General features: G+C 69.6%; 12 protein-coding genes and 2 pseudogenes. 1 reads left to right on the top strand and 13 read right to left on the bottom strand.

What is annotated here, in order from left to right:
• Positions 1 to 40: 40 nt before the first annotated feature.
• From rph to RCO28_RS37165, 9 genes and pseudogenes are all read right to left on the bottom strand, one after another.
• A complete protein-coding gene (rph, locus tag RCO28_RS37205) occupies positions 41 to 2686 on the bottom strand; it encodes a rifamycin-inactivating phosphotransferase (protein ID WP_308945809.1) in 2646 nt (881 codons plus the stop codon).
• A gap of 142 nt (positions 2687 to 2828) precedes the next feature.
• A pseudogene (locus RCO28_RS37200) lies at positions 2829 to 3233 on the bottom strand (class I adenylate-forming enzyme family protein); the annotation flags it as partial.
• A gap of 335 nt (positions 3234 to 3568) precedes the next feature.
• Positions 3569 to 5482, bottom strand: coding sequence for a right-handed parallel beta-helix repeat-containing protein (locus RCO28_RS37195; RefSeq protein WP_308945808.1), 1914 nt, complete (start codon positions 5480 to 5482; stop codon positions 3569 to 3571).
• A gap of 16 nt (positions 5483 to 5498) precedes the next feature.
• A pseudogene (locus RCO28_RS37190) lies at positions 5499 to 7160 on the bottom strand (glycosyl hydrolase); the annotation flags it as partial.
• Positions 7161 to 7983: 823 nt separating this feature from the next.
• Positions 7984 to 9546 carry an alpha-amylase family glycosyl hydrolase gene (locus tag RCO28_RS37185; protein ID WP_308945807.1) on the bottom strand — a complete coding sequence of 521 codons (1563 nt, stop codon included), beginning with the start codon at positions 9544 to 9546 and terminating at the stop codon, positions 7984 to 7986.
• A gap of 49 nt (positions 9547 to 9595) precedes the next feature.
• Positions 9596 to 10477, bottom strand: coding sequence for a carbohydrate ABC transporter permease (locus tag RCO28_RS37180; RefSeq protein WP_308945806.1), 882 nt, complete (start codon positions 10475 to 10477; stop codon positions 9596 to 9598).
• 4 nt (positions 10478 to 10481) lie between these two features.
• Positions 10482 to 11438 (bottom strand): sugar ABC transporter permease, encoded by a 957-nt coding sequence (locus RCO28_RS37175; protein ID WP_308945805.1) that lies wholly within the window; start codon positions 11436 to 11438, stop codon positions 10482 to 10484.
• Entirely contained in the window at positions 11438 to 12850 is a 1413-nt protein-coding gene (locus tag RCO28_RS37170) for an extracellular solute-binding protein (RefSeq protein ID WP_308945804.1), read from the bottom strand. The genes RCO28_RS37175 and RCO28_RS37170 overlap by 1 nt, the downstream gene beginning before the upstream one ends.
• 263 nt (positions 12851 to 13113) lie before the next feature.
• Complete coding sequence (locus RCO28_RS37165; protein ID WP_308945803.1) at positions 13114 to 13398, bottom strand: FCD domain-containing protein; 285 nt, start codon at positions 13396 to 13398, stop codon at positions 13114 to 13116.
• Between the two features lie 15 nt (positions 13399 to 13413).
• Here RCO28_RS37165 and RCO28_RS37160 point away from each other — a divergent pair, with 15 nt between their 5' ends.
• Entirely contained in the window at positions 13414 to 13887 is a 474-nt protein-coding gene (locus tag RCO28_RS37160) for a diadenosine tetraphosphate hydrolase (protein ID WP_308945820.1), read from the top strand.
• A gap of 96 nt (positions 13888 to 13983) precedes the next feature.
• Here RCO28_RS37160 and RCO28_RS37155 read toward each other — a convergent pair whose 3' ends face one another.
• The 4 genes from RCO28_RS37155 to RCO28_RS37130 form a co-directional block, all read right to left on the bottom strand.
• Positions 13984 to 15342, bottom strand: a complete 1359-nt coding sequence (locus RCO28_RS37155) for an MFS transporter (RefSeq protein WP_308945802.1) — start codon at positions 15340 to 15342, stop codon at positions 13984 to 13986.
• A 91-nt stretch (positions 15343 to 15433) separates the two neighbouring features.
• On the bottom strand, positions 15434 to 16762 hold the full coding sequence (locus RCO28_RS37150) for an enolase C-terminal domain-like protein (protein ID WP_308945801.1): 1329 nt from the start codon (positions 16760 to 16762) through the stop codon (positions 15434 to 15436).
• Positions 16763 to 17701: 939 nt separating this feature from the next.
• Positions 17702 to 18277: a dihydrofolate reductase family protein gene (locus RCO28_RS37135; protein WP_308945800.1), complete on the bottom strand. Its 576-nt coding sequence runs from the start codon at positions 18275 to 18277 to the stop codon at positions 17702 to 17704.
• Between the two features lie 241 nt (positions 18278 to 18518).
• Complete coding sequence (locus tag RCO28_RS37130; RefSeq protein WP_308945799.1) at positions 18519 to 19796, bottom strand: extracellular solute-binding protein; 1278 nt, start codon at positions 19794 to 19796, stop codon at positions 18519 to 18521.
• Positions 19797 to 19865 lie beyond the last annotated feature (69 nt).

The following is a 19865-nucleotide window of genomic DNA, read 5'->3' as shown; positions in this document are numbered from 1 at the left end:
GGCCGGTTGCTCAGGTCAAGTCAGCTCAAGTCAAGTCAGGTCAGGTCAGGAACTCGACGTACCCGTCCGTTCCGTGTACGCGGATGCGCTGGCCGTCGCGGATGAGGCGGGTGGCCTGTTCCACGCCCACGACGGCCGGCAGGCCGTACTCGCGGGCGATGACGGCACCGTGTGTCATCAGTCCGCCGACCTCGGTCACCAGTCCGGCGATGCCGACGAACAGGGGCGACCAGCTGGGGTCGGTGAAGGGGGTGATCAGGATGTCGCCCGCTTCGAGGTCCGCGTCCGCCATGTCGAGGATGACGCGGGCTCGTCCCTCGACGGTCCCGGCGGAGACGGGGAGGCCGATGAGGGCGCCGTCCGGGACGTCGTCGCGCCGGTACGCCCCGGTGACGGCTTCGCCGTCCGAGGTGAGGACGCGGGGCGGGGTGAGGGCGTGGTACGAGCGGAAGGCGTCCTTGCGCTCCCGGATCAGCCGGGGGTCCGCCTCGTGCGAGCGCGCGGCTTCGTGGAGTTCCTGGAACGTGAGGTAGAAGGCGTCCTCCGGCTCGGGGAGCACGCCGGCCTGCACGAGGCGTCCGGCCTCCGCCAACAGGGCCTGCTTGTACAGGAAGTAGCGGCTGATGATCCCGTACTTGGGGTACTCCCGGTAGCCGATGAAGGTGCGGACGCGGTCGATCATCCGCTTGGTCTCGTCGGCCTTGCGGTGCCCGTCCGGCAGCGCCCGCAGGCGGGACAGCACGTCGTGTTCCTTCGCCTCGGCCCGCAGGCGCCCTTCCTCGAAGCGTCGTTCGGCGGCGCGCGGTGCGAAGTTCCTGACGTTGTCGAGGATCACGGGTACGAGCGTGCCGGGGCGTTCGCGCCAGCGTGGCCTGGTGATGTCGATCTCGCCGACGCAGCGCATGCCGTACCGGTCGAGGTAGGCGTCGATGGCGTCGCGCGCTTCGGTGCCGCCGGGGAGTTTCGACAGTTCGTCGAGGAAGTCGTCGCCCTCGACGCCCTGCAGGAACGCCACGAGCTCCGGGTGGGGGCGGACGACGTCGGCGACGTCGAGGAGCGCGAGGCCCATCTCCGAGGTGATGTTGTCGGGGGCGGACAGGGTGAGCGTGTCGGCGGCGTTCTTCTCGCCCAGCCACTCCCCCAGCTTGTCGTTGAGCCACCAGGTGGCCTCCATGCCCGCCATGATGGCCTGCATGCTCAGCGGGTCGCTGAGGACCTTCTTGTGCTCCGTGAACGCGTCGAGCAGGAACGCGAACAGTTCCGGTCCCGTCTTCGTCCGGATGTCGCGCTCCAGGGCGGCGACGGATGCCTCGCTGCGTTCGATCAGCTCGGTGACGAGGGCGGGATCGGTGTCGATCGGGGCGGGCGGACCACCCACGGGCGGACCCTCGGCGGCCGGACCGTCCGGGCTCGGGTTCGGGTTCGGGTTCGGGTTCGGGTTCGGAAGCGACGGTACGAGGAAGTCCTCGCGCCCTAGGACCGTCTCCAGCGCGTCCCTGGTCAGCGGATCGCCCCTGCCTACCAGGTCCAGGAAGGCGGCGCGGCTCGCGGGTTCGGCCAGGCGCCGGGTCGCGTCGACGAACAGCCTTCCGCCGGCCTCGAGCATCGGCGCCATCGCCGTCAGCCGCCAGAGGGAGAGGCCGAGGGGCTTCATGGGGTCGGTCATCATCTGCTGGTGGCCGACGGAGAGGTAGACGTGGTTCTCCTCGTCGCCGACCTCGGGGACGGGGAACAGCGTCGTGATGGGTCGGCTCTGCACGATCTCGAAGTCGTCGTCGGCCAGGCACCATTCGATGTCCTGAGGGCGGCCGAAGTGGGCTTCGATCCGCCGCCCGAGCCGGACGAGGCGTACGACTTGCTCATCGGTGAGAGCGGGCTGCCGCTGCCGCTGCGCGTCGACCGCGACTTCTCGCGTACCGCCGGTCGGCAAGGCGTCAACTGCCCGTTGTTTGGCGGCGATTGTGCGGGAGACGATCTCGCCGTCGCGCACCTTGAACACGTCCGGGTCGACCAGTCCGGACACCAGGGCCTCGCCGAGGCCGAAGCCCGCGTCCACGGTGGCGACCTTCCGGTGGCCCGTGACGGGGTCGGCGGTGAACAGGATGCCGGACGCCTGCGGGAGGACCATCCGCTGGACGACGACGGCCATGCGGACCGTGCGGTGGTCGATGCCGTTGCGCCGTCGGTAGGTCACGGCCCGCTCGGTGAACAGCGAGGCCCAGCAGCGGCGGACGTGCTGGAGGACCGCCGTCGGTCCCATGACGTTCAGGTACGTGTCCTGCTGGCCCGCGAACGACGCCGTCGGCAGGTCCTCCGCGGTCGCGCTGGACCGGACGGCGCAGGCGGTCTGTGCGCCGAGCCGGTCGAGGGCACGGGTGATCGCCGACGCGAGGTCCTCCGGGACGGCGGTGCCTTCGATGGTGCGGCGGATCTCCGCGCTGAGCGTGCGGATCGCGTCCCGGTCGTCCGCGTTCAGGTGGGACAGCTCGTCGAGCAGCGCGTCGATCGACGGGGCTTCCGCCATGATCCGGTGGAAGGCGTGCGTCGTCACACAGAAGCCGTCCGGCACGCGGATGCCGTCGATGCGGGAGAGCCCGCCGAGGTGTGCGGCCTTGCCGCCGACGACCGGAACCTGATCCCCGGCCCCGTCCAGGTCCCGGAGATCCAACACGTACCGCTCGCTCATGGTGGCGCCCTCATTTCCGCAGGTTGTGGCCTCGGCGGATGATTCTGCGCCGTGCCCTGGGCCTTGTGGCAAGCCCCCAGGTGAGCTATACGTTGAGAACGGCAAGGAAGAGTGTTCTTCCTTGCCGTTCTGTTTCAGCGCACTAGTTCTGCGGTTCCGTACGCTGCCGCAGCAGCTTCTTGTCGGGCTTGCCCGCGTCCGTCAGCGGCAGCGCGTCCAGGAACGTGATGTGGGCCGGTTCGTACATCGCGCCGCGCTGTTCGCGCACCGCCGCACGGAGCTCCTCGGCCTCCACCGGGGCGCCGGGTGCGGGCACGACCGCGGCGTGGACCTGTTCCATGCGGTCGACGTCCCGCACTCCGTAGACGGCGCTCTGCCGCACCTTCGGGTGGGAGTTGAGCAGATCCTCCAGCTCGGTGGTGTACACGTGCCCGCCGACGACCACGATCATGTCCTTGAGCCGGTCGACGACGGTGAGGTAGCCGTCGACGTCGAGGAAGCCGATGTCGCCGGTGTGCAGCCAGCCGTCGCGGAGGACATCGGCGGCGGTCCGGGGCCGTGGGCATGACGCCGCGCCCGGTGCGAGCTGGACCCGCCCCGGGTGGATTGATTGCCCCAGACAACCAATAGTCAGGCTAACGCGCCGCGGCTCCCACCCACGCCTCGGATTGAGCCACAGCGGCACACTTGACTCCCTCTTTTCCTTTGCCCTCCCTGCAGTTGACTCCCCGTTTCCACGGTGCGCGGCGACCGACGGGGAGGCGGCCGGACGCCGGATCCTGGACGCCGGCTGCGGCTCGGGCTGCTTCGCGGGCGAGCCGCCCGGCCCCTTGAGGCGGGGCCGGGCGGCCTGTCCGTGCGCATGGCGCGCGCCGTGTCGCGCTACTTCGTACAGCCCTCCCCGAGGACGAACTGCGAGCCCGGTTCGATCACCGTGTCGCCGTCCGCCGAGTCGGAGATCGTGACATTGCACAGGGCCGCGCTCCCCCGTGCCCCGCCGTGGGCGCGGATGCCCGCTCCGTTGTTGGACTTGGAGATCTTGACGTTGGTGAGCTTCACGTCGGGCGTGGCGCCGCCGCCGGACTTGAACTGGATACCGTCGTACGTCGAATCGTGGATCTCGGTGTCGCTGATGGTGACGCCGGGAATGTCCTGGCCCGCCGCGAAGAGCGTGATGGCGCCGAACTCCTGGGATTCGCCCCAGAATTTGCCGCCCGTGCGGTCCAGGCGGTTGTTGGTGATCCGGGTCGTTCCGGAGAACGGCAGCGGGTCGTGGTCCGTGGCGAGCATGATGCCGGGGTAGTTCATGGTGTCGGCGATCGTGTTGTTCTCGATGGTGTTGCCGTAGCCGCCGTAGACCGCAACTCCGTTGGCGCGCCAGGGCAGTTGGATCGTGTTGCCGGTGAAGGCGTTGTCGTGGCCGATGTCCGTCGCCGGGTCCTTGACGTACTTGTTGGCCCAGACGGCGAGGGCGTCGTCACCGGTGTTGCGGAGTGCGGAGTCGGTGACCGTCGAATTGCGGGTGCCGTTGGAGAAGTTGACGCCGTCGGCGTAGGTGTTGCGGATGCGCATGCCGCTGAACTCCAGGCCGTCGGCCGGGCCCCACAGTTCGGGGATGTTGCTGTAGTCGCGGCCGACCCAGGCACCCACGTTGGCGTGCTCGATCCAGACGTTCTTGATCTTGGTGTTCTTGCCGAAGCGGCCGTTGAGGCCGACGCCGCCCTCCTGTCCGCCGTCGCCGCCGCGGATCGTGCCCGAGCCGAAGATGGCAAGGTCGGAGATCTGGGTGTTGTCGTCGATGTCGAAGCCGAAGTTGCCCTCGTGCGGATGGTTGATGCCGCCCGCTTCGTGGGGCGGGGTGAGGCTGTAGAGCTGGGAGTGCCACATGCCCGCGCCGCGGACGGTGACGTCGCGGATGCCGACCTGGTTGTGCGGGTTGCCGGGGTACTTCGGGTCGACAGTCAGGATCTTCTGCTCCTGGCGCCACTGCCCGGCCGGGACCCACACGCAGTCGATCTCGCCCTTCTGGTCGGCGGTGACGGCCGCCTGGATCGCCTTGGTGTCGTCCTCACCGTCGTCCGGCTTCGCGCCGTACTCGGTGATCGACGTGCACTCGGCCGGCTTCTCCGCGGGCGGGGCGACCTGCTCCAGGTCGATGAGGTCGACGACGTAGAACTCGGCGTCGTCGTCCGCGTCGCGCTGCAGCCGGAACTCGGTGCCCTGCGGGTACGAGTCCTTGAGGAGGGCGTGGGACTCGTCGAAGAGGCGGCGTGCGTCGGCGCCCGGCCGGTTGGTCAGGCCCTCCGGGTCGTCGGTGTTCCCGTACAGCCAGCTGTGCTTGGAGGACAGCTTCAGCTTCTGCACGAACTGTCCGTCCGCGTACAGGCTGAGGGTCTTCTCCTGTCCCCCGCCGCCCGGCGCGTCGGGTATCGCGTTGCGTACGACGATGGAGTTCGTGGCGCTCTTCGACGTGAACTCCACATACTGGCCGGTGGAGTTGAGGCGTACCGACTTGCGGCCCGAGGACTCCGTGCCGAAGTTGGTGTGGCCGAAGGGGCGGTCGGGCTCTGCCTCCAGGAGGGTGCCCTCGTAGCTGCCGTCCTCCGCTTCGTACTCGACGTACGGGAGGTTCGCTCCGCGTTCGGCGGACGTGTGCCGAGGCTCCGGGGTGGCGTCGGGGGTGGTGGCGTTGGCCGCGAGGGGCAGGAGGCCCACCGTGGCGAGGCCGAAGGCGAGTGCGGTGGCGATGCGGCGCCTTCTGCGGGGTGTGCGTGGAGCGTCTGGGGTGTGGTCCATCGTGGGGTCCTCCGCCTCACTCGACGTTGATCTTGAAGGTGGACGTGGTGTTGTGGATGTCCTCGGCGTTGTCCTGCAGCGTGAGCCCCTTGAACGTGGCCTCGCCGACGGCCGGGCCCTGGCCCGCTTCGGGCAGCTCGTTGGCCCAGATGCCGAATCCGGACTTGTGGTCGTACTCGTCGCCGGATTTCTGCGCGCCGGAGATCGTGACGTTCGACAACACCGTGTCCTGGACCGGGTTCTGGGGCTGTCCGCCCACGTAGTTGGTCTGGAACATCACGCCGTGGTACGTCGGGTCGGTGATGGTCACGTCGTCGACGCGGATCGCGCGGAACGGCTTCGAGGCGGAGAACATCCAGATGCCGGGGAAGGTCTGCCCGTTCCAGAAGTGGCCGCCGGCGCGCTCGATGGTGAGGCCGGAGAACTGCGTCGGGTCGGGGCCGAAGCCGTTCATCGGGTAGCCGAAGTCGAGGGACGAGACGGTGACGCCGGAGTAGACCAGGGTGTCGGCGATGTGGATGTCGCGGAACGTGTTGCGCTGGCCGCCGTAGACCGCCAGGCCCGCCGCACGCCAGGTCAGCCTGCTGGTGAGCTTCTCGTAGACGTTGCCCGTCTGGTCGCCGCCGCCCCCGTCGGTCGCGGAGAACAGCGCGAACGAGTCGTCGCCGGTCGCGCGGGTCTCGGTGTTGGTCACCAGGTTGTCGCTGGAGCCGTTGGTCATGTTGAGGCCGTCGGCGAAGGTGTTGCGGATGCGGTTGTCCCGCAGGGTCATCTTGTCGGTGTTGGCGCCCCAGTAGAGGCACACCATGTGCTCGGCCCAGATGTTCTCGATGGTCATGCCGGAGACGTGTCGGAAGTCGAAGACCTTGCCGGGACCGTCGATACGGGACGTGTAGTTGCCGAAGTACGCGAAGCCGGAGAAGACCGAGCCGTTGGCGCCCTGGTCGGCGCGGAAGCCGATGTCGGTGTTCTCCTGGCCCCGTGGCGCGTGGAAGCGCGTGAACCAGGGGCCCGCGCCGATCACCTTGACCGGCTTGCCGTAGACCTGGAACTTGCTCGACGTCTCGTAGTCACCGGCCGGCAGGTAGACGCCCTTGATCGTGCCGGTGGTGTCCATGCGCGCCTTGTCGAGGGCGTCCTGCACGGCCTGGTGCCCGGTGCCGGACGGCTCCACGTACGCGGCCGGGTCCGGGTTGGGGGCGGCCTCGACCTGCTCGAAGTCGGCGAAGTCGATCTCGTACGTGGAGGAGTTGTCGGCGTCCTTCTGCAGCCTGATCTTTGCGCCCGCCGGAACGGTGCGGCCCAGGTTCACCTGCGCCTCGTCGTAGATGTGCCGGGGCGGGCCCGCGCCGGGGTCGTTGCCGGGTGAGGCCTCGGGGCCGTACAGCCAGGCGTACTTGGAGGTCAGGTCGAGCGGCTTGGTTTTCTCGCCGTCCACGTAGACGTTGAGGGTGGTGTTCGTGCCGTCGGGGACGGAGAACCGGGTGACGAGGGTGTTGGTCGCGACCGGGGTGGTGAACTCCACGTACTGGCCAGTGTCTTCGAGGGTCACCGCCTTGCGTCCGGACGCCTCTCCGGCCAGGTCGCCGATCTTCCGGTTGGGTCCGACGACCTGCGCCCCGCCGCCCGGTTCTGCGGCCTCGGCCTCGACGGTGGCGTACGGCAGGTTGGCACCACCCGCGGCCTTGGCGGGGTTCCGCTTCGCGAGGGACGCGCCGCTGCGGGGCGGGGTGAACGCGGCCTCCCCACGGGCCGGTTGGCCCGCACGGACGGTACGGGTGGCGGTGTCGCTGTCCGGGGACTGGTTGCCGGCGGCGTCCCGGGCCCGTACCGCATAGGTGACCTTCCGCGCGTCGGCCGCCGGTGCGGTCGTGTCCCGCCAGTGCCGGGTCTTCGCGGGGAGGCTGGCGCGCAACTCGCCGTCGGCGTACACGTCGTACGCGGTGGCGCCCTCGGCCCGGTCCCAGCTGAGCCTGTCGCCGTCGAGGGATGCGCCGGTCGGTGCCTTCGGGGGTGCGGTGTCGCCGGAGCGTGCCGCGTACGCCGCGATCTCGCCGACCTTCTTGGCGCCGGTGACGCGCAAGTGCCGGACGGCGGCGCCGTTCAGGTCGAAGGTGACCTTGCCCTTGCGGGCCTTGAGGTCGGACAGTTCGCTGAAGTCCCGGCCGTTGGCGGAACCTTCGAGGCGGACGTTCCGTGCCGTGTCGGGCACGTGCACCTCGACCCGGTCCAGGCGGCGGGTCGCACCCAGGTCGGCGGTGGTCCAGCCGTTGCTCTTGCCCTGCTGCATCGCGAGCGGGCCTTCGTCCGGGGCCTGTGGTGCGGGGGGTGCCGCGCTCGCCTGCCATCCGGCCAGCAGCAGGCCGGTGGCGAGGGTGGCGGCCAGGGCCGGGCGCACAGCCCGGCCTCGACCGCGGTGCCGTTCGGTGGTGCCCATGACATTCCCTTCGGTGTGGGGGACGTACGGGGATGTGGAGCGGGTGCGGTCCGGCCGCGGGCGTTCAGGCCCGCAGCCAGACCGCGGTGTCCTGCGGCAGCCGCCCCCGCGGGGACAAGGGGCCGCTGGCCAGCAGGAGTTCGGTGTCGGCGGGCAGCACCACGTCGTCCGGGCCGAAGTTGACCAGACAGATCCAGGTGGCGCCGTCCCGCGCGGAAGTGCGGGCGAACGAGAGCACCCGCGGTTCCTCGGGACGCAGGCGTCGCAGCGGGCCGGCGTCACCGAGGGTGCGCCGCAGGTGCAGTGCCGTGCGGTAGAGGGAGAGCATCGAGTCCGGGTCGTCGGCCTGGCGCTCGGCGGCGTACGCGACCCAGTCCGGGGGTGCCGGGAGCCAGCCGTCCCGTGGGGTGTCGTCCCAGGGGAGCGGCACCCGGCAGCCGTCCCGGCCCGGGTCCGCTCCCCCGGAGCGCGCGTGCATCGGGTCCTGGATCAGGTGCCGGGGTATCTCCACCTCGGGCAGGCCCAACTCCTCGCCCTGGTACAGGTATACGGAGCCGGGCAGGGCCAGGGTGAGGAGGGCGGCGGCGCGGGCGCGGCGGGTGCCGAGGTCCAGGTCGGTGGGGACGCCGAAGCGCTTGCGGTCGAAGGCGAAGCCGGTGTCGTCGGCCCGTCCGTAGCGGGTGACGGTGCGGGTCACGTCGTGGTTGGCGAGGACCCAGGTGGCGGGCGCGCCGACCGGGGCGTGACCGGACAGGGTCAGCTCGATGGACTCCCACAGCTCCGCAGGGTCCCAGGGGCGGGTCAGGAAGTCGAAGTTGAAGGCGGTGTGCAGCTCGTCCGGGCGCAGGTAGCGGGTGAAGCGTTCCTCGTCCGGCAGCCACACCTCGCCGATGAGGATCGCGTCGTACTCCTCGGCCGTCTTGCGCCAGGAGCGGTAGATGTCGTGCACTTCCGGCTGGTCGTGGAAGGGGTGCGGGCGGGCCGGGTCCATGGCGGGCAGGCCGTCGGCCTTGGCGAGCAGGGCGGCGGAGTCGATGCGCACTCCGGCCGCGCCGCGCTCGAACCAGAACCACAGGACGTCCTCGTGCTCCTGACGGACCGTCGGGTGGGCCCAGTTGAGGTCGGGCTGTTCGGGCGCGAAGAGGTGGAGGTACCACTCGCCGTCGTCGGTACGGGACCAGGGCACTCCGCCGAACTCGCCCACCCAGTCGTTGGGGGGCTGAGGGGAGTGCGGGCGGAAGTGGAACAGTTCCCGCTCGGGTGCGCCGGGTCCGGCCGCGAGGGCCGCCTTGAACCAGGGATGCTGGTCCGATACGTGGTTGGGGACGATGTCGACGATGCAGCGCAGGCCGAGTGCGCGGGCCTCGGCGATGAGCTGTTCGGCCTCGGCGAGGGTGCCGAACGCCGGGTCGATGGTGCGGTAGTCGGCGACGTCGTAGCCGCCGTCCGCGAGGGGCGAGAGATACCAGGGCGTGAACCACAGGGCGTCCACGCCCAGCTCCGCGAGGTAGGGCAGCCGGGCACGGACTCCGGCCAGATCGCCGGTGCCGTCGCCGTTGCCGTCCGCGAAGGAGCGTACGTACACCTGGTAGATGGCAGCACTGCGCCACCACTCCGTGCTGGTCAAGGGAGTTCCTTTCAGAACTGGCTGCGGGAGAAAGGGAGTTGAAGGCGTGTCAGCCCTTGAGGCTGCCCGCGGCGAGGCCCGAGATGATCTGGCGCTGGAAGACCAGGAAGAGCGCGATCAGGGGCAGCGAGGCCATGACGAGTCCGGCGACGAGGCTGTTCAGCGGGGTGTCCTGGGCGACGCGTTGGAGGAACACGCTCAGGGGTTGCGCCGCCGGGTCGGGCAGGACGAGCAGCGGCCAGAGGAAGTCCTTCCAGGCCGTGACGACGGAGAGGATGGAGACCACGGCGAGGATCGGCCGGGCCAGCGGGAGCACCACGCGCCACATCGTGGTGAGCGGGCCTGCGCCGTCCATCTTGGCGGCGTCGAGGAGTTCGTCGGGGATCCGGTCGAAGAAGTTCTTCAGGATGTAGATGTTGAAGGCGTTGGCGGCGGCGGGCAGCCAGACCGCACTGGGGCTGTTGATGAGGTTGCGGTTGAAGACCGGCACGTCGACGACGGTGAGGTAGACGGGCACCAGCAGTGCGGTGGCGGGCATCATCAGGGTGACGAGCATCAGGCCGAGCACCAGGTTCCCGAACCGTGGCCGGAGTTTGGACAGGGCGTAAGCGGCCGGTACTTGTACGGCGAGTTGCACCAGCCAGGCGCCACCGGCGAGGACGACGGTGTTGAGGAAGTAGCGGGCCAGGTCCATCTCCTGCCACGCCTTGGCGTAGTTCTCGGGGTGCCAGGTCTGAGGGATGTACGTGGGCGGGTTCTGCGCCAGTTCGGTCGGCGACTTCATGGCGCCGGTCGCGGCCCAGTAGAGCGGCACGATGAAGGCGAGGGTGAAGAGGAGCAGGGCGGCGGTGAGCGTCGACCAGTAGATCAGCCGGCCTTTGCGGGTCTTCAGGACGGCGGGGCGTACGAGGGTGCGCGTCGAGGCGGACACCGGCTCACTCCTTTCCGGCGCGGGTGACCCGCAGATAGAGCGCGGAGAACACGCCGAGGACGAGCAGGAGCAGCAGGCTCAGGGCACTGGCGGTGCCGAAGTCGTTGTAGACGAAGGCGTACCGGTAGACGAGGAACATCACGGTCACCGTGGAGTCCTCGGGGCCGCCGCCGGTCATCACGTACGGCTCGGTGAAGACCTGCATCGTCGCGACGATCTGCAGGAGCAGCAGGACGAGGAGGACGAAGCGGGTCTGCGGGACGGTGACGTGGCGGAGCCGCTGCCAGAGGCCCGCGCCGTCCAGTTCGGCGGCTTCGTAGAGCTCGCCGGGGATGGTCTGGAGGGCGGCCAGGTAGATCAGGGTGGTGGTGCCCATGTTGGCCCAAGTGGACACGATGACAAGGGAGATGAGGGAGGTGGCCGAGGAGTCCAGCCAGTTGGAGGTGGGCAGGCCGAGGCTGCGGAGGATCTCGTTGAAGAGGCCGGGGCCCGGGTCGTAGAACCACTTCCACATCAGGGCGACGACGACCGGGGGAAGCATCACGGGCAGGTAGACGAGGACGCGGAAGTAGGCGCGTGCGTACCGGAACTCGTTGAGGAGCACGGCGGTCAGGAACGGCACGGCGAAGCCGAGGACCAGGGCGTACAGGGTGAACAGACCGGTGTTCCTCCAGGCGGTGAGGAAGAGCGGGTCGTCGAGGAGTCTCTGGAAGTTGGCGAGTCCGACCCAGGTGTTGCCGGTGGCGAAGTTGACCTGCTGGAAGCCGAGGAGGGTGTTGCGGACGATCGGCCACCAGGAGAACAGGGCGAAGACGACGAGTGCGGCGCAGAGGAATCCGTACGCGGTGAGGTGCTCGCGGAGGTTGCGGCGGCGACGGGTCGTGGTCCGCGGGCGTGGGGTGCGGGCCTCGGGGGGTGAACCCGCGTGCCGGGGCGGGGTCTTGATACCGGTCGCGGCCATCAGGCGGCGTCATAGATCGCGTCGACCTTCTTCTCCGCGTCGGCCAGAAGGGCGTCGATGTCGGCGTTCTTCTTGGTGAGCACGGCCTGCATCACGGAGTCGAGGACGGCGTAGACCTGTTGGGCCTTGGGCGGTTCGATGACGCCGGGGATGTTCGGCGCGGAGTCCATGAAGGCCTGGTAGTTGGCGACGGGCATGTTGGCGTTGTCCTTCTTGACCTTCTCGATGCGGTCGCGGACCTCGCCCTTGAAGATGTCGGGGACGGTGGGCATCGGGATGCCGACGGGGAGCTCTGCCTCCGCGTAGTCGGCGACGTTCTTCTCGATGAGGTCGGGGTTCTGGTAGCGCCACCCGATCCACTCGACGCCGGCCTTGATCTTCTCCGGGGAGGCCTTGGGGTTGAGCATGTAGCCCTCGCCGCCGAGCAGGGTGGCCTTCGCGTCGGGTACGGGGGCGAGGGCGTAGTCGGCGTACGTGCCGCCGAACTGCTTGGCGACGACGGTGATGTTGTCGGCGGCGGCGACGTACATGCCGAGTTTGCCGGAGCCCATCATGCGCTGGACGTCCTCGACCTGGAGCAGTTGCTTGCTGCCCATCGAGTTGTCCTTCCAGCGCATGTCGTAGAGGTCCTGGAGGGTGGCCTTGCCCTCGGGGGTGTTGAACGCGGCTCTCCACTCGCCGTCGCGTTCCTCTGCGACCCTGCCGCCGCGGGAGTACAGCTCGGCGGTGAAGTGCCAGCCGCCCTGGTTGTTCTTGGAGAAGTCGGCGTAGCCCACGGTGTTGTCGCCGAGCCCGGCGATCTTCTTGGCGGCCTTGCGGACGTCCGCCCAGGTCTTCGGCGGCTGGTCGGGGTCGAGTCCAGCCCTCTTGAAGAGGGCGCGGTTGTAGAGCAGGCCCATCGAGTAGTTGGACGTGGGCAGGCCGTACTGTCTGCCCTGCTCGTCCTGGAAGATCTTCATCAACGGGTCCTGGATGTCCCCGAGTCGGGGCATGTCCTTGACGGCGTCCGTGATGTCCGCGGCCTGTCTCTTCTCGATGAGGGACCGGGTGTCGGTGAAGTAGACGTAGAAGACGTCCTCCAGCTTGCCGCCCGCGAGTTTCGCGTTGAAGGTCTTCGGGTCCATGAAGCCCTCGTGGGGCACGATGTCGATGTCCGGGTGGGCCTTCTCGAACTGCCTGACGTGCTTGTCGAAGAGCTTCCGTTCAAAGGCCTGGGTCTTGGGCGGCTGCCCGTTGACATCGAGCCGCACCGTGCCGCCGGACTCCGGGTCCGCCGCGTCGCTGCTGGTACCGCAGGCGGAGAGCGTGACCAGGGCGAGTGCGGTGGTGGTGGCGGCTGCGGCGAGCGTGAGCCTTCGACTGGTCGAGCTGGTCGAGCCGTTCGTGCCGTTCGAGCTGTCCGTGCATGTCATCTGGGACCCCCTCCGGGTACGTGCCGGCGACAGGCCGGGCGCGGCGCACACTCAACCACCGTCGACATGAGCACGCAATAAGTCGCGCAAAGATTGCAAAAACTGAACTGCACGACGCTTACATGAAGGCATGCGCAGCCTGCGAGAGCGCATGACTGGGCTTACGCAGACTTACGTAACCGACAGGCCCGGCGGCGTGGGAGAACCGCAATCCTCGCCACAGAGAACGCAAATGGCTTGCGTGATTTACGTGAACTTGCGGCTCAGCCTCGCCGCCCGGGATGCTCCTGCCGCCGCATCGGCGTCTCCGGCTCGGCGTCCGGGCCGGTGAAGAGTTCCGGGCGGTCGGCCTGGATCGTGTCGAGGTCGGCGAGGACGCCCTGGAGGTGGCCGCGCAGGGCCTGTTCCGCGGCGTCGACGTCGCGGCGCTCCAACGCGTCGACCACGGAGCCATGCTCACCGATGAGCGTCTCGATGCGGCGCGGCAGCGGCAGGCTCAGCCGCCGCGTCCGGTCGAGGTGGCCTTGGCCGTGGCGAGCGTGCGCCACAGCGTGCGGTCGCCGCTGGCCTCCATCGGCGACGCCACCCTCAACGGCCGCGAGCTGGCCGTCGCCTCGTACCGGCGCCTGGACGCCAAGTTCGCGGTGATCGGGGATGTGCAGTTCCTGCCGGGGTACTCGGTGCTGCTGGCCGACGATCCGCGGGTCGAGCGGTTGTCGGACCTGTCCCGGCCGAAGCGGTTGGCCTTCCTGGCCGATATGGACCGGCTCGGGGAGGCGGTCGAGCGGGTGTGCGGGCGTGCGGATCCGGCTTTCCGGCGGGTCAACCTGGAGATCCTGGGCAATACCGACGGGTTCCTGCACGCGCATGTGTGGCCCCGCTTCTCGTGGGAGCCCACCGACCTCGTGGGCCTGCCGGTGTGGCTCTATCCCCGCGCCAGGTGGTCCGACGCACGGTTCGCGCTCGGTCCGCGGCACGATCCGCTGCGCGAGGCGATCGGGGACGAGTTGGACCGGCTGCGGCGCTCGAGCGGCTGACGTGCCCTGGTGGCGCGGAGGGGGGAGCGGCGGCGGGGATCGACCGGCCGAGTGGGCCCGTGAGGGTGGGCCTCTCGGCCGGTCGATGTGTTGCTGCTACGACGTCGCCGGAGCCGGGGTCGCGCCGGTGGGTGCGGGGTGCTTTCGTGGCTCGCCCCCGTCCCGTAGGAGCAGCACGCTCACCGCGGCCAGGACCGAGCAGGCGGTCAGGCCCCACAGGCCCATCTCCGTGGAGCCGGTGGTGGCCTCCAGGAGGCCGAAGACGGTCGGGGCGACGAAACCGCCCAGGTTTCCCAGGGAGTTGATGAGGGCGATGGCGGGGGCGGAGATGCGGGCGTCGAGGTAGTGCTGCGGAATGGACCAGAACAGCGGCGAGGCGCTCTTGAAGCCCATCGCGCCGACGCAGAGCGCCGCGAGGGCGAACCACGGGCTGCCGAAGGTGGCGAGGCCCGTGCCCAGGGCGGCCGTCAGCAGGGAGGCGACCAGCCAGGGCTTGCGCCTGCCGCTACGGTCGGAGAGCCGGCCGCTGACGTACATCGCGCCGATCGCGAACACCCAGGGAACGGCGGAGAGGAGGCCGATCTCGAAGTCGTTCAGGCCGCCGATCCTGCCGACGATCTTCGGCAGCCAGAACGTGGCGGCGTAGATGGAGAGCGCGATGGCGAAGAAGATCCAGCAGAACACGAGGATCTTCGGGTCGAGCAGCAGCTTCCAGCGGGAGACCGCCCCGCCCGTCTCGCGGCGCTGCTCGCGCTCCGCCTGTTCGGCGTCGATGGTCGTGGCCAGCGCCCGCTTCTCGTCCGCGGTGAGCCAGGTGGCGTCGTCGATGCTGTGGTCCATGAGGCGCCAGGCGATGAAGCCGATGACCACCGAGAGCAGGCCCTCGATCAGGAACATGGACTGCCAGCCGGTCATGCCGAGGAAGCCGTCCAGCTGAAGCAGCGCACCGGACAGCGGGCCCGCGATGATGGTCGCGATGGAGGATCCGGAGATGAAGATGGCCGAGGCGCGGGCGCGGTGGCCGGAGGGCAGCCACCGGCTGAAGTAGTAGATGATCGCGGGGAAGAAGCCCGCCTCGGCGATGCCGAGCAGGAAGCGCAGCACGTAGAACGACGTGGTGCCCTGGACGAAGGCCATCCCGGCCGACACCAGACCCCAGGTGATCATGATCCGGGTGAGCCAGATCTTCGGCCCGAACTTCTCCAGCATCATGTTGCTGGGCACTTCGAAGATCGCGTAGGCGACGAAGAAGAGACCGGCGCCGAGTCCGTACGCGGCTACGCCGATGCCCAGGTCGGCTTCCAACTGCCGTTCGGCGAAGGCGATGTTGCCGCGGTCGATCTGGTTGGCGATCAGCATGATCGTGAACAGCGGGACGATCCGGCGGAAGATCTTGCGGACGGCCGAGCCGAGTGCGGGCGGTGGGGCCGCCTCCGGGCTTGTGGTGGTGGTCATGTGCGGCTCCGTTGCGGAAGAGGAGTACGCGGAAGAGGAGTACGCGAGAGAGGAGTGCGCGGAAGAGAGGTACGCGAGAGGAGTAAGTCGCTTACCAGCGCGGGGAGTTGTGCGGCGTCCAGGTGGGGTCGGCGAGGCGCATGCCGGCCTCGTCGTCGCGGTCCCGCATACCGGGCATGCGCTGCCAGCGCTCGTGCAGGGCGGCGAGGGCGGTCCGGTCGAGTTCGACACCGAGGCCGGGGGCGTCGGACACCTCGACGCGGCCGTCGCGGAAGACGTGCGGCTCGGTGATGACGTCGTCGGTCTGCCAGGGGCGGTGGGTGTCGCAGGCGTAGTCGAGGCTCGGGACGGTCGCGGCCACGTGGGTCATGGCGGCGAGGCTGATGCCGAGGTGGGTGTTGGAGTGCATGGAGACGCCGACGCCGAACGTGGCGCAGATGGCGGCGAGTTCCTTGGTGGCGCGCAGGCCGCCCCAGTAGTGGTGGTCGGAGAGCACGACCTGCACGGCGCCCCGGGTGAAGGCCTCGGGGATCTCGCCGAGCCGGGTCACGCACATGTTGGTGGCGAGCGGCATGCCGGTGCCCGCGGCGACCTCCGCCATGCCGGGTGTACCGGCGGTGGGGTCCTCCAAGTACTCCAGTACGTCGGCGAGTTGGGCCGCGACCTTGAGGCTGGTCCCGACGCTCCAGCCGCCGTTGGGGTCGAGCCGCAGCGGGCTGTCGGGGAAGGCCTCGGCGAGGGCGCGGATCGCGGCGGCCTCCTGGTCGGGCGGGAAGACACCGCCCTTGAGCTTGAAGGACGTGAAGCCGTGGTCGCGGCGCATACGGCGGGCCTGCTCGACGATTCCGGCGGGGTCGAGGGCCGCGCCCCAGTCGTCGCGCGGGGCGTCTTCGGGCGCGCCGGCGCCCTGGGGGTGTTCGGCCCAGCGGTAGAAGAGGTAGCCGCTGTACTCGACGGTGTCCCGCACCTTGCCGCCGAGCAGGGCGTGCACGGGCAGGCCGGTGACCTTCCCGAGGGCGTCGAGCATGGCCACCTCGAACGCGGAGATCACGCTCAGGCGCAGCTTGTCGGCGGTCTGGGTGCCGCGCATTCCGGCGATGTCGGTGGGCGAGCTGAGCGCGCCCAGGTCGACCTCGGCACCACCGGCGGCGAGCGCGGGAAGCAGGTTCGTCTCAGTGGTGCGGCGGCCCTTCACCAGGGGGGCCAACTGTCGTGCGATGTCCAGGTAGTTGGTGTCCCCCAGGGTCTCGCCGACGCCGACGACACCGCCCTCGGTGACCACCTCGACGATCAGGCGTGGCACGTACGGCTGATGCACGCCCTGCACGTTCAGGAGCGGCGGATCGGCGATGAGGACGGGGGTGAGGCGTACGTCGGCGATGCGGACGTCAGCGGTGGCACTCTCGGGCGCGGCGGGCATGTGTACGTCTCCATATGTGAACGCTGGTTATGTATGCGCTCAGGCGCGATCCGAACGGTAGAGAGCTGGTGATCAAAACGTCAACGGTTGGAGCGGTTCGAGCAGACCGGATCCAGGCGGGGCACCACCATGGGAAACCTCGGAGGACTGCGCGCCGTAGTCTCGGATGTGAACGAAGGGGCGGATCAGTGGAGATCACGGTGCAGTGGGTCAGGACGTCGTGGACGAAGGAGTCCCGTGGCGGGGAGGCCGCCGCCCGGAGGAACGCCGTGCCGTCGGGCTTCCCCCTGCCCCAACTCCCCGCAGAATCCGCCCACTTCGTGCACCTGTCCGAGCGTGACGGCTTCGCGCCACGGTCCAGCCGCAAGGACCTGCGCGAGGTCGGCGTCAGCCTGCGGGACGAAGGTGCGCGGGCTACGGGCTCGTCTCGTACTGGACCGCCTACCTCAAGGCCAACTACCCGGCCGAGTACACAGCCGCTCTGCTCACCTCGGTCGGCGACGACAAGGACAAGGCCGCCGTCTATCTCGCCGATGCCCGCAAGAACGGCATGCGCATCCTTCAGCCCGATGTGAACGAGTCCGTCGCCGAGTTCACGGCCGTCGGCGACGACGGGGTCGAGGACCGCGACGGAACCCTGAACGTCTTCGGCAGGGAACTCACGGCACTGGACGTGTCGTCGGCCGAGCACGGCGGTCGGTCTCCCGTGCGCCTCGCTCTCCCCGCGCACCCGGATCACCGGGCAGTCGGTCGCCGAGCTCAAGCGGATCCTCGCCGCCCACCCCGGCGACAGCCCCGTCCACCTCAGCGTGCGCGGCGCACGGACGACCACCGTCTACGCCCTGGAGGCCACCGTCGACCCCGCGACGCTCGCCTCCGACGTCAAGGGAGCGTTCGGGGCCGACGCCTGGACCGGACTGGTGTGAGGAGCCGCCCGGGTCAGTGGAGCGTGGGCCGGTAGACCAGCTCCTGGATGTGGCCGTCGAGGGTGCGCCGCTCGACCAGTTCCAGGTCGAAGTCGGACGCGCCACGGAAGACCGGGTCGAGCCCGGACGCGCCCGTGACGACCGGGAAGAGCGTCACCTGGAGGCGGTCGACCAGGCCCGCGGCGAGGAGCGCGCGGTTCATCGACAGGCTGCCGTGCGAGCGCAGCGGGACGTCGGACTCCTTCTTCAGGCGGGCGACGACATCGACGGCGTCACCGCTCTCGACGGTCGCGTCCGGCCAGTCGAGGGTCCCTTCCAGGGTGGTCGACACGACCGTCGCCGGGAGGTTCCGCATGCGCGTGACCCACGGGTCGCGTACGTCGGAGTCCTCGGTGCTGTCGGCCAGCATCCGCGTGAACAGGCGGTACGTGTGCGCCCCGAAGACCATGCGCTGCTCCTGGTCGTAGAGGGCGAGGCGGTGGTCGAGGAGTTCGGGGCCCTGTTTGCCCCAGTAGCCGGTCCAGTCGCCGCCTGCGGCCCCGTAGCCGTCGAGGCTGGAGAAGACGTCGAAGGTGTAGGTGGCGGTCATGGCGAGCTCCTCGGGGGGGGTGGCGCGGCGGGCAGGCGTGGCTCTCTGCGGCCCTCACACCTGTAGACCCGGTCCGCGCCCCGAACTCATCGGCCCGAACCCATCGGCCCGACCTCCTCGGCCCGACCTCCTCGGCCCGAGCTCATCTCCCCTGCGGTAGCGGAGCGTCCCGCCGGACCGACCGCCACAGCTCGTCCGCTCCGCCGGGCTGTCCGGGACGACGGGGTTGGGGCCCGGCGCCTCACGAACCGGCCGTGGCCTCGCTTCTGGTCGCGCCTGCCTGGAGGGAGCGGAGGATCGTGTCCGGGTCGCCGTCCCGGCGGACGGCGCGGCCGATCTCGGTGCGGATCTCCTGGCGGACCTCGGGCCAGGAGTGCATCGCGGTCGGCTGGAAGCGGGCCCGGGGGAGCTGGTCGATGAACTTGCCGAGCCGGTTGCCCTTGGCGGCCACCACGTCCGCGCCGGATTCGGTGACCGGGAGGGCCGCCGCCCGGCCGCCGCCGTAGCTCGCCGCGGACTCCCTGCCGTAGACGAAGCCGAGGAACGCGGCGCAGGCGGCGCGGCGGCCGTTCTGGCGGAAGGCGAGGAGCCAGTCGTTGATGCCGACGGGTATGGCCGCGCCGCCGCGCCGGGCGGGGAACGCGGCGTGGGCGTACGGGAGTTTCACGGAGTCGGCGGCGTCCATCAGCACCGGGTGGGCGAGCATCATGCCGATGCGGCCGCCGAGGAACTGCTCGTAGGCGTCGGTGCGGTTGAGCTTGGCGGGGTTCTGGCCTGCGAGGCCGCGGGTGACGAGGTTGTCGCGGAGCCAGGTGAGGGTGTCGACGTTCGTGTCGGAGTAGAAGTCGTACCCGCTGGAGGTGGCGTAGTCGCCCTCCCCGGCGAGGAGCCACGCGTACAGCTCGTCCTCGGCGGCCTCGGGGCCGAACTGCAGCCCGTACGGGGTCGGTACGCCGCTCGTCCGCAGCGCCTGGGCCGTGTCGCGCAGCTCGTTCCACGTGCGGGGCGGTGCGTCGATGCCCGCCTGGTCGAAGAGTGCCTTGTTGTAGAAGAGGCGTGGCGTGCTGGCCATCAGCGGGATGCCGTACTGGACGCGTCGGAACCGGCCCGCCTGTGCGAGGGACAGGGTGAAGTCGGACTCGGTGGCGATGTCGAAGAGGTCCGACGCGGCGTACAGGAGCTGCTTCTCGGCGAAGCTCGCGAACAGGTTGGACTGGGCGATGTCGGGCGCCTTGCCCTGTTCGACGCGGCGGGCGAGTGTGGCGTCAAGGCTCCCGAACGGCACGCGCTCGACGGTGACTTGGATGCTCGGGTGCTTCTTCTCGAAGGCCTTGACCAGGTCGTCCCACTGGTCGCCGATGGAGGCGCCGACGCTCTCGTCGTAGCTGGCCACCAGCACGCGCAGGGGCGTGTCGGTCTCGTCCGCGCCGCAGCCGGAGAGGCCGAGTGCCGCTCCCGAGGCGAGGAAGGCCGTCTGCTGGAGGAATCGCCGTCGCCGCACTTGGTCTTGCCGTCCCATCGTTCGTTCGCCTGGATCGTCCGCGGAGTCGCTCGCCGGAGCGCTGGTAGGCCGCAGCGCCGGAGCGCC

Origin of the sequence: Streptomyces sp. LHD-70 (assembly GCF_031157275.1) — a bacterium.
In the GTDB taxonomy this organism is placed as follows: Bacteria; Actinomycetota; Actinomycetes; order Streptomycetales; family Streptomycetaceae; genus Streptomyces.
Note: the sequence above shows the minus strand (reverse complement) of the source record. Positions and strands in the feature narration are given on the sequence as shown.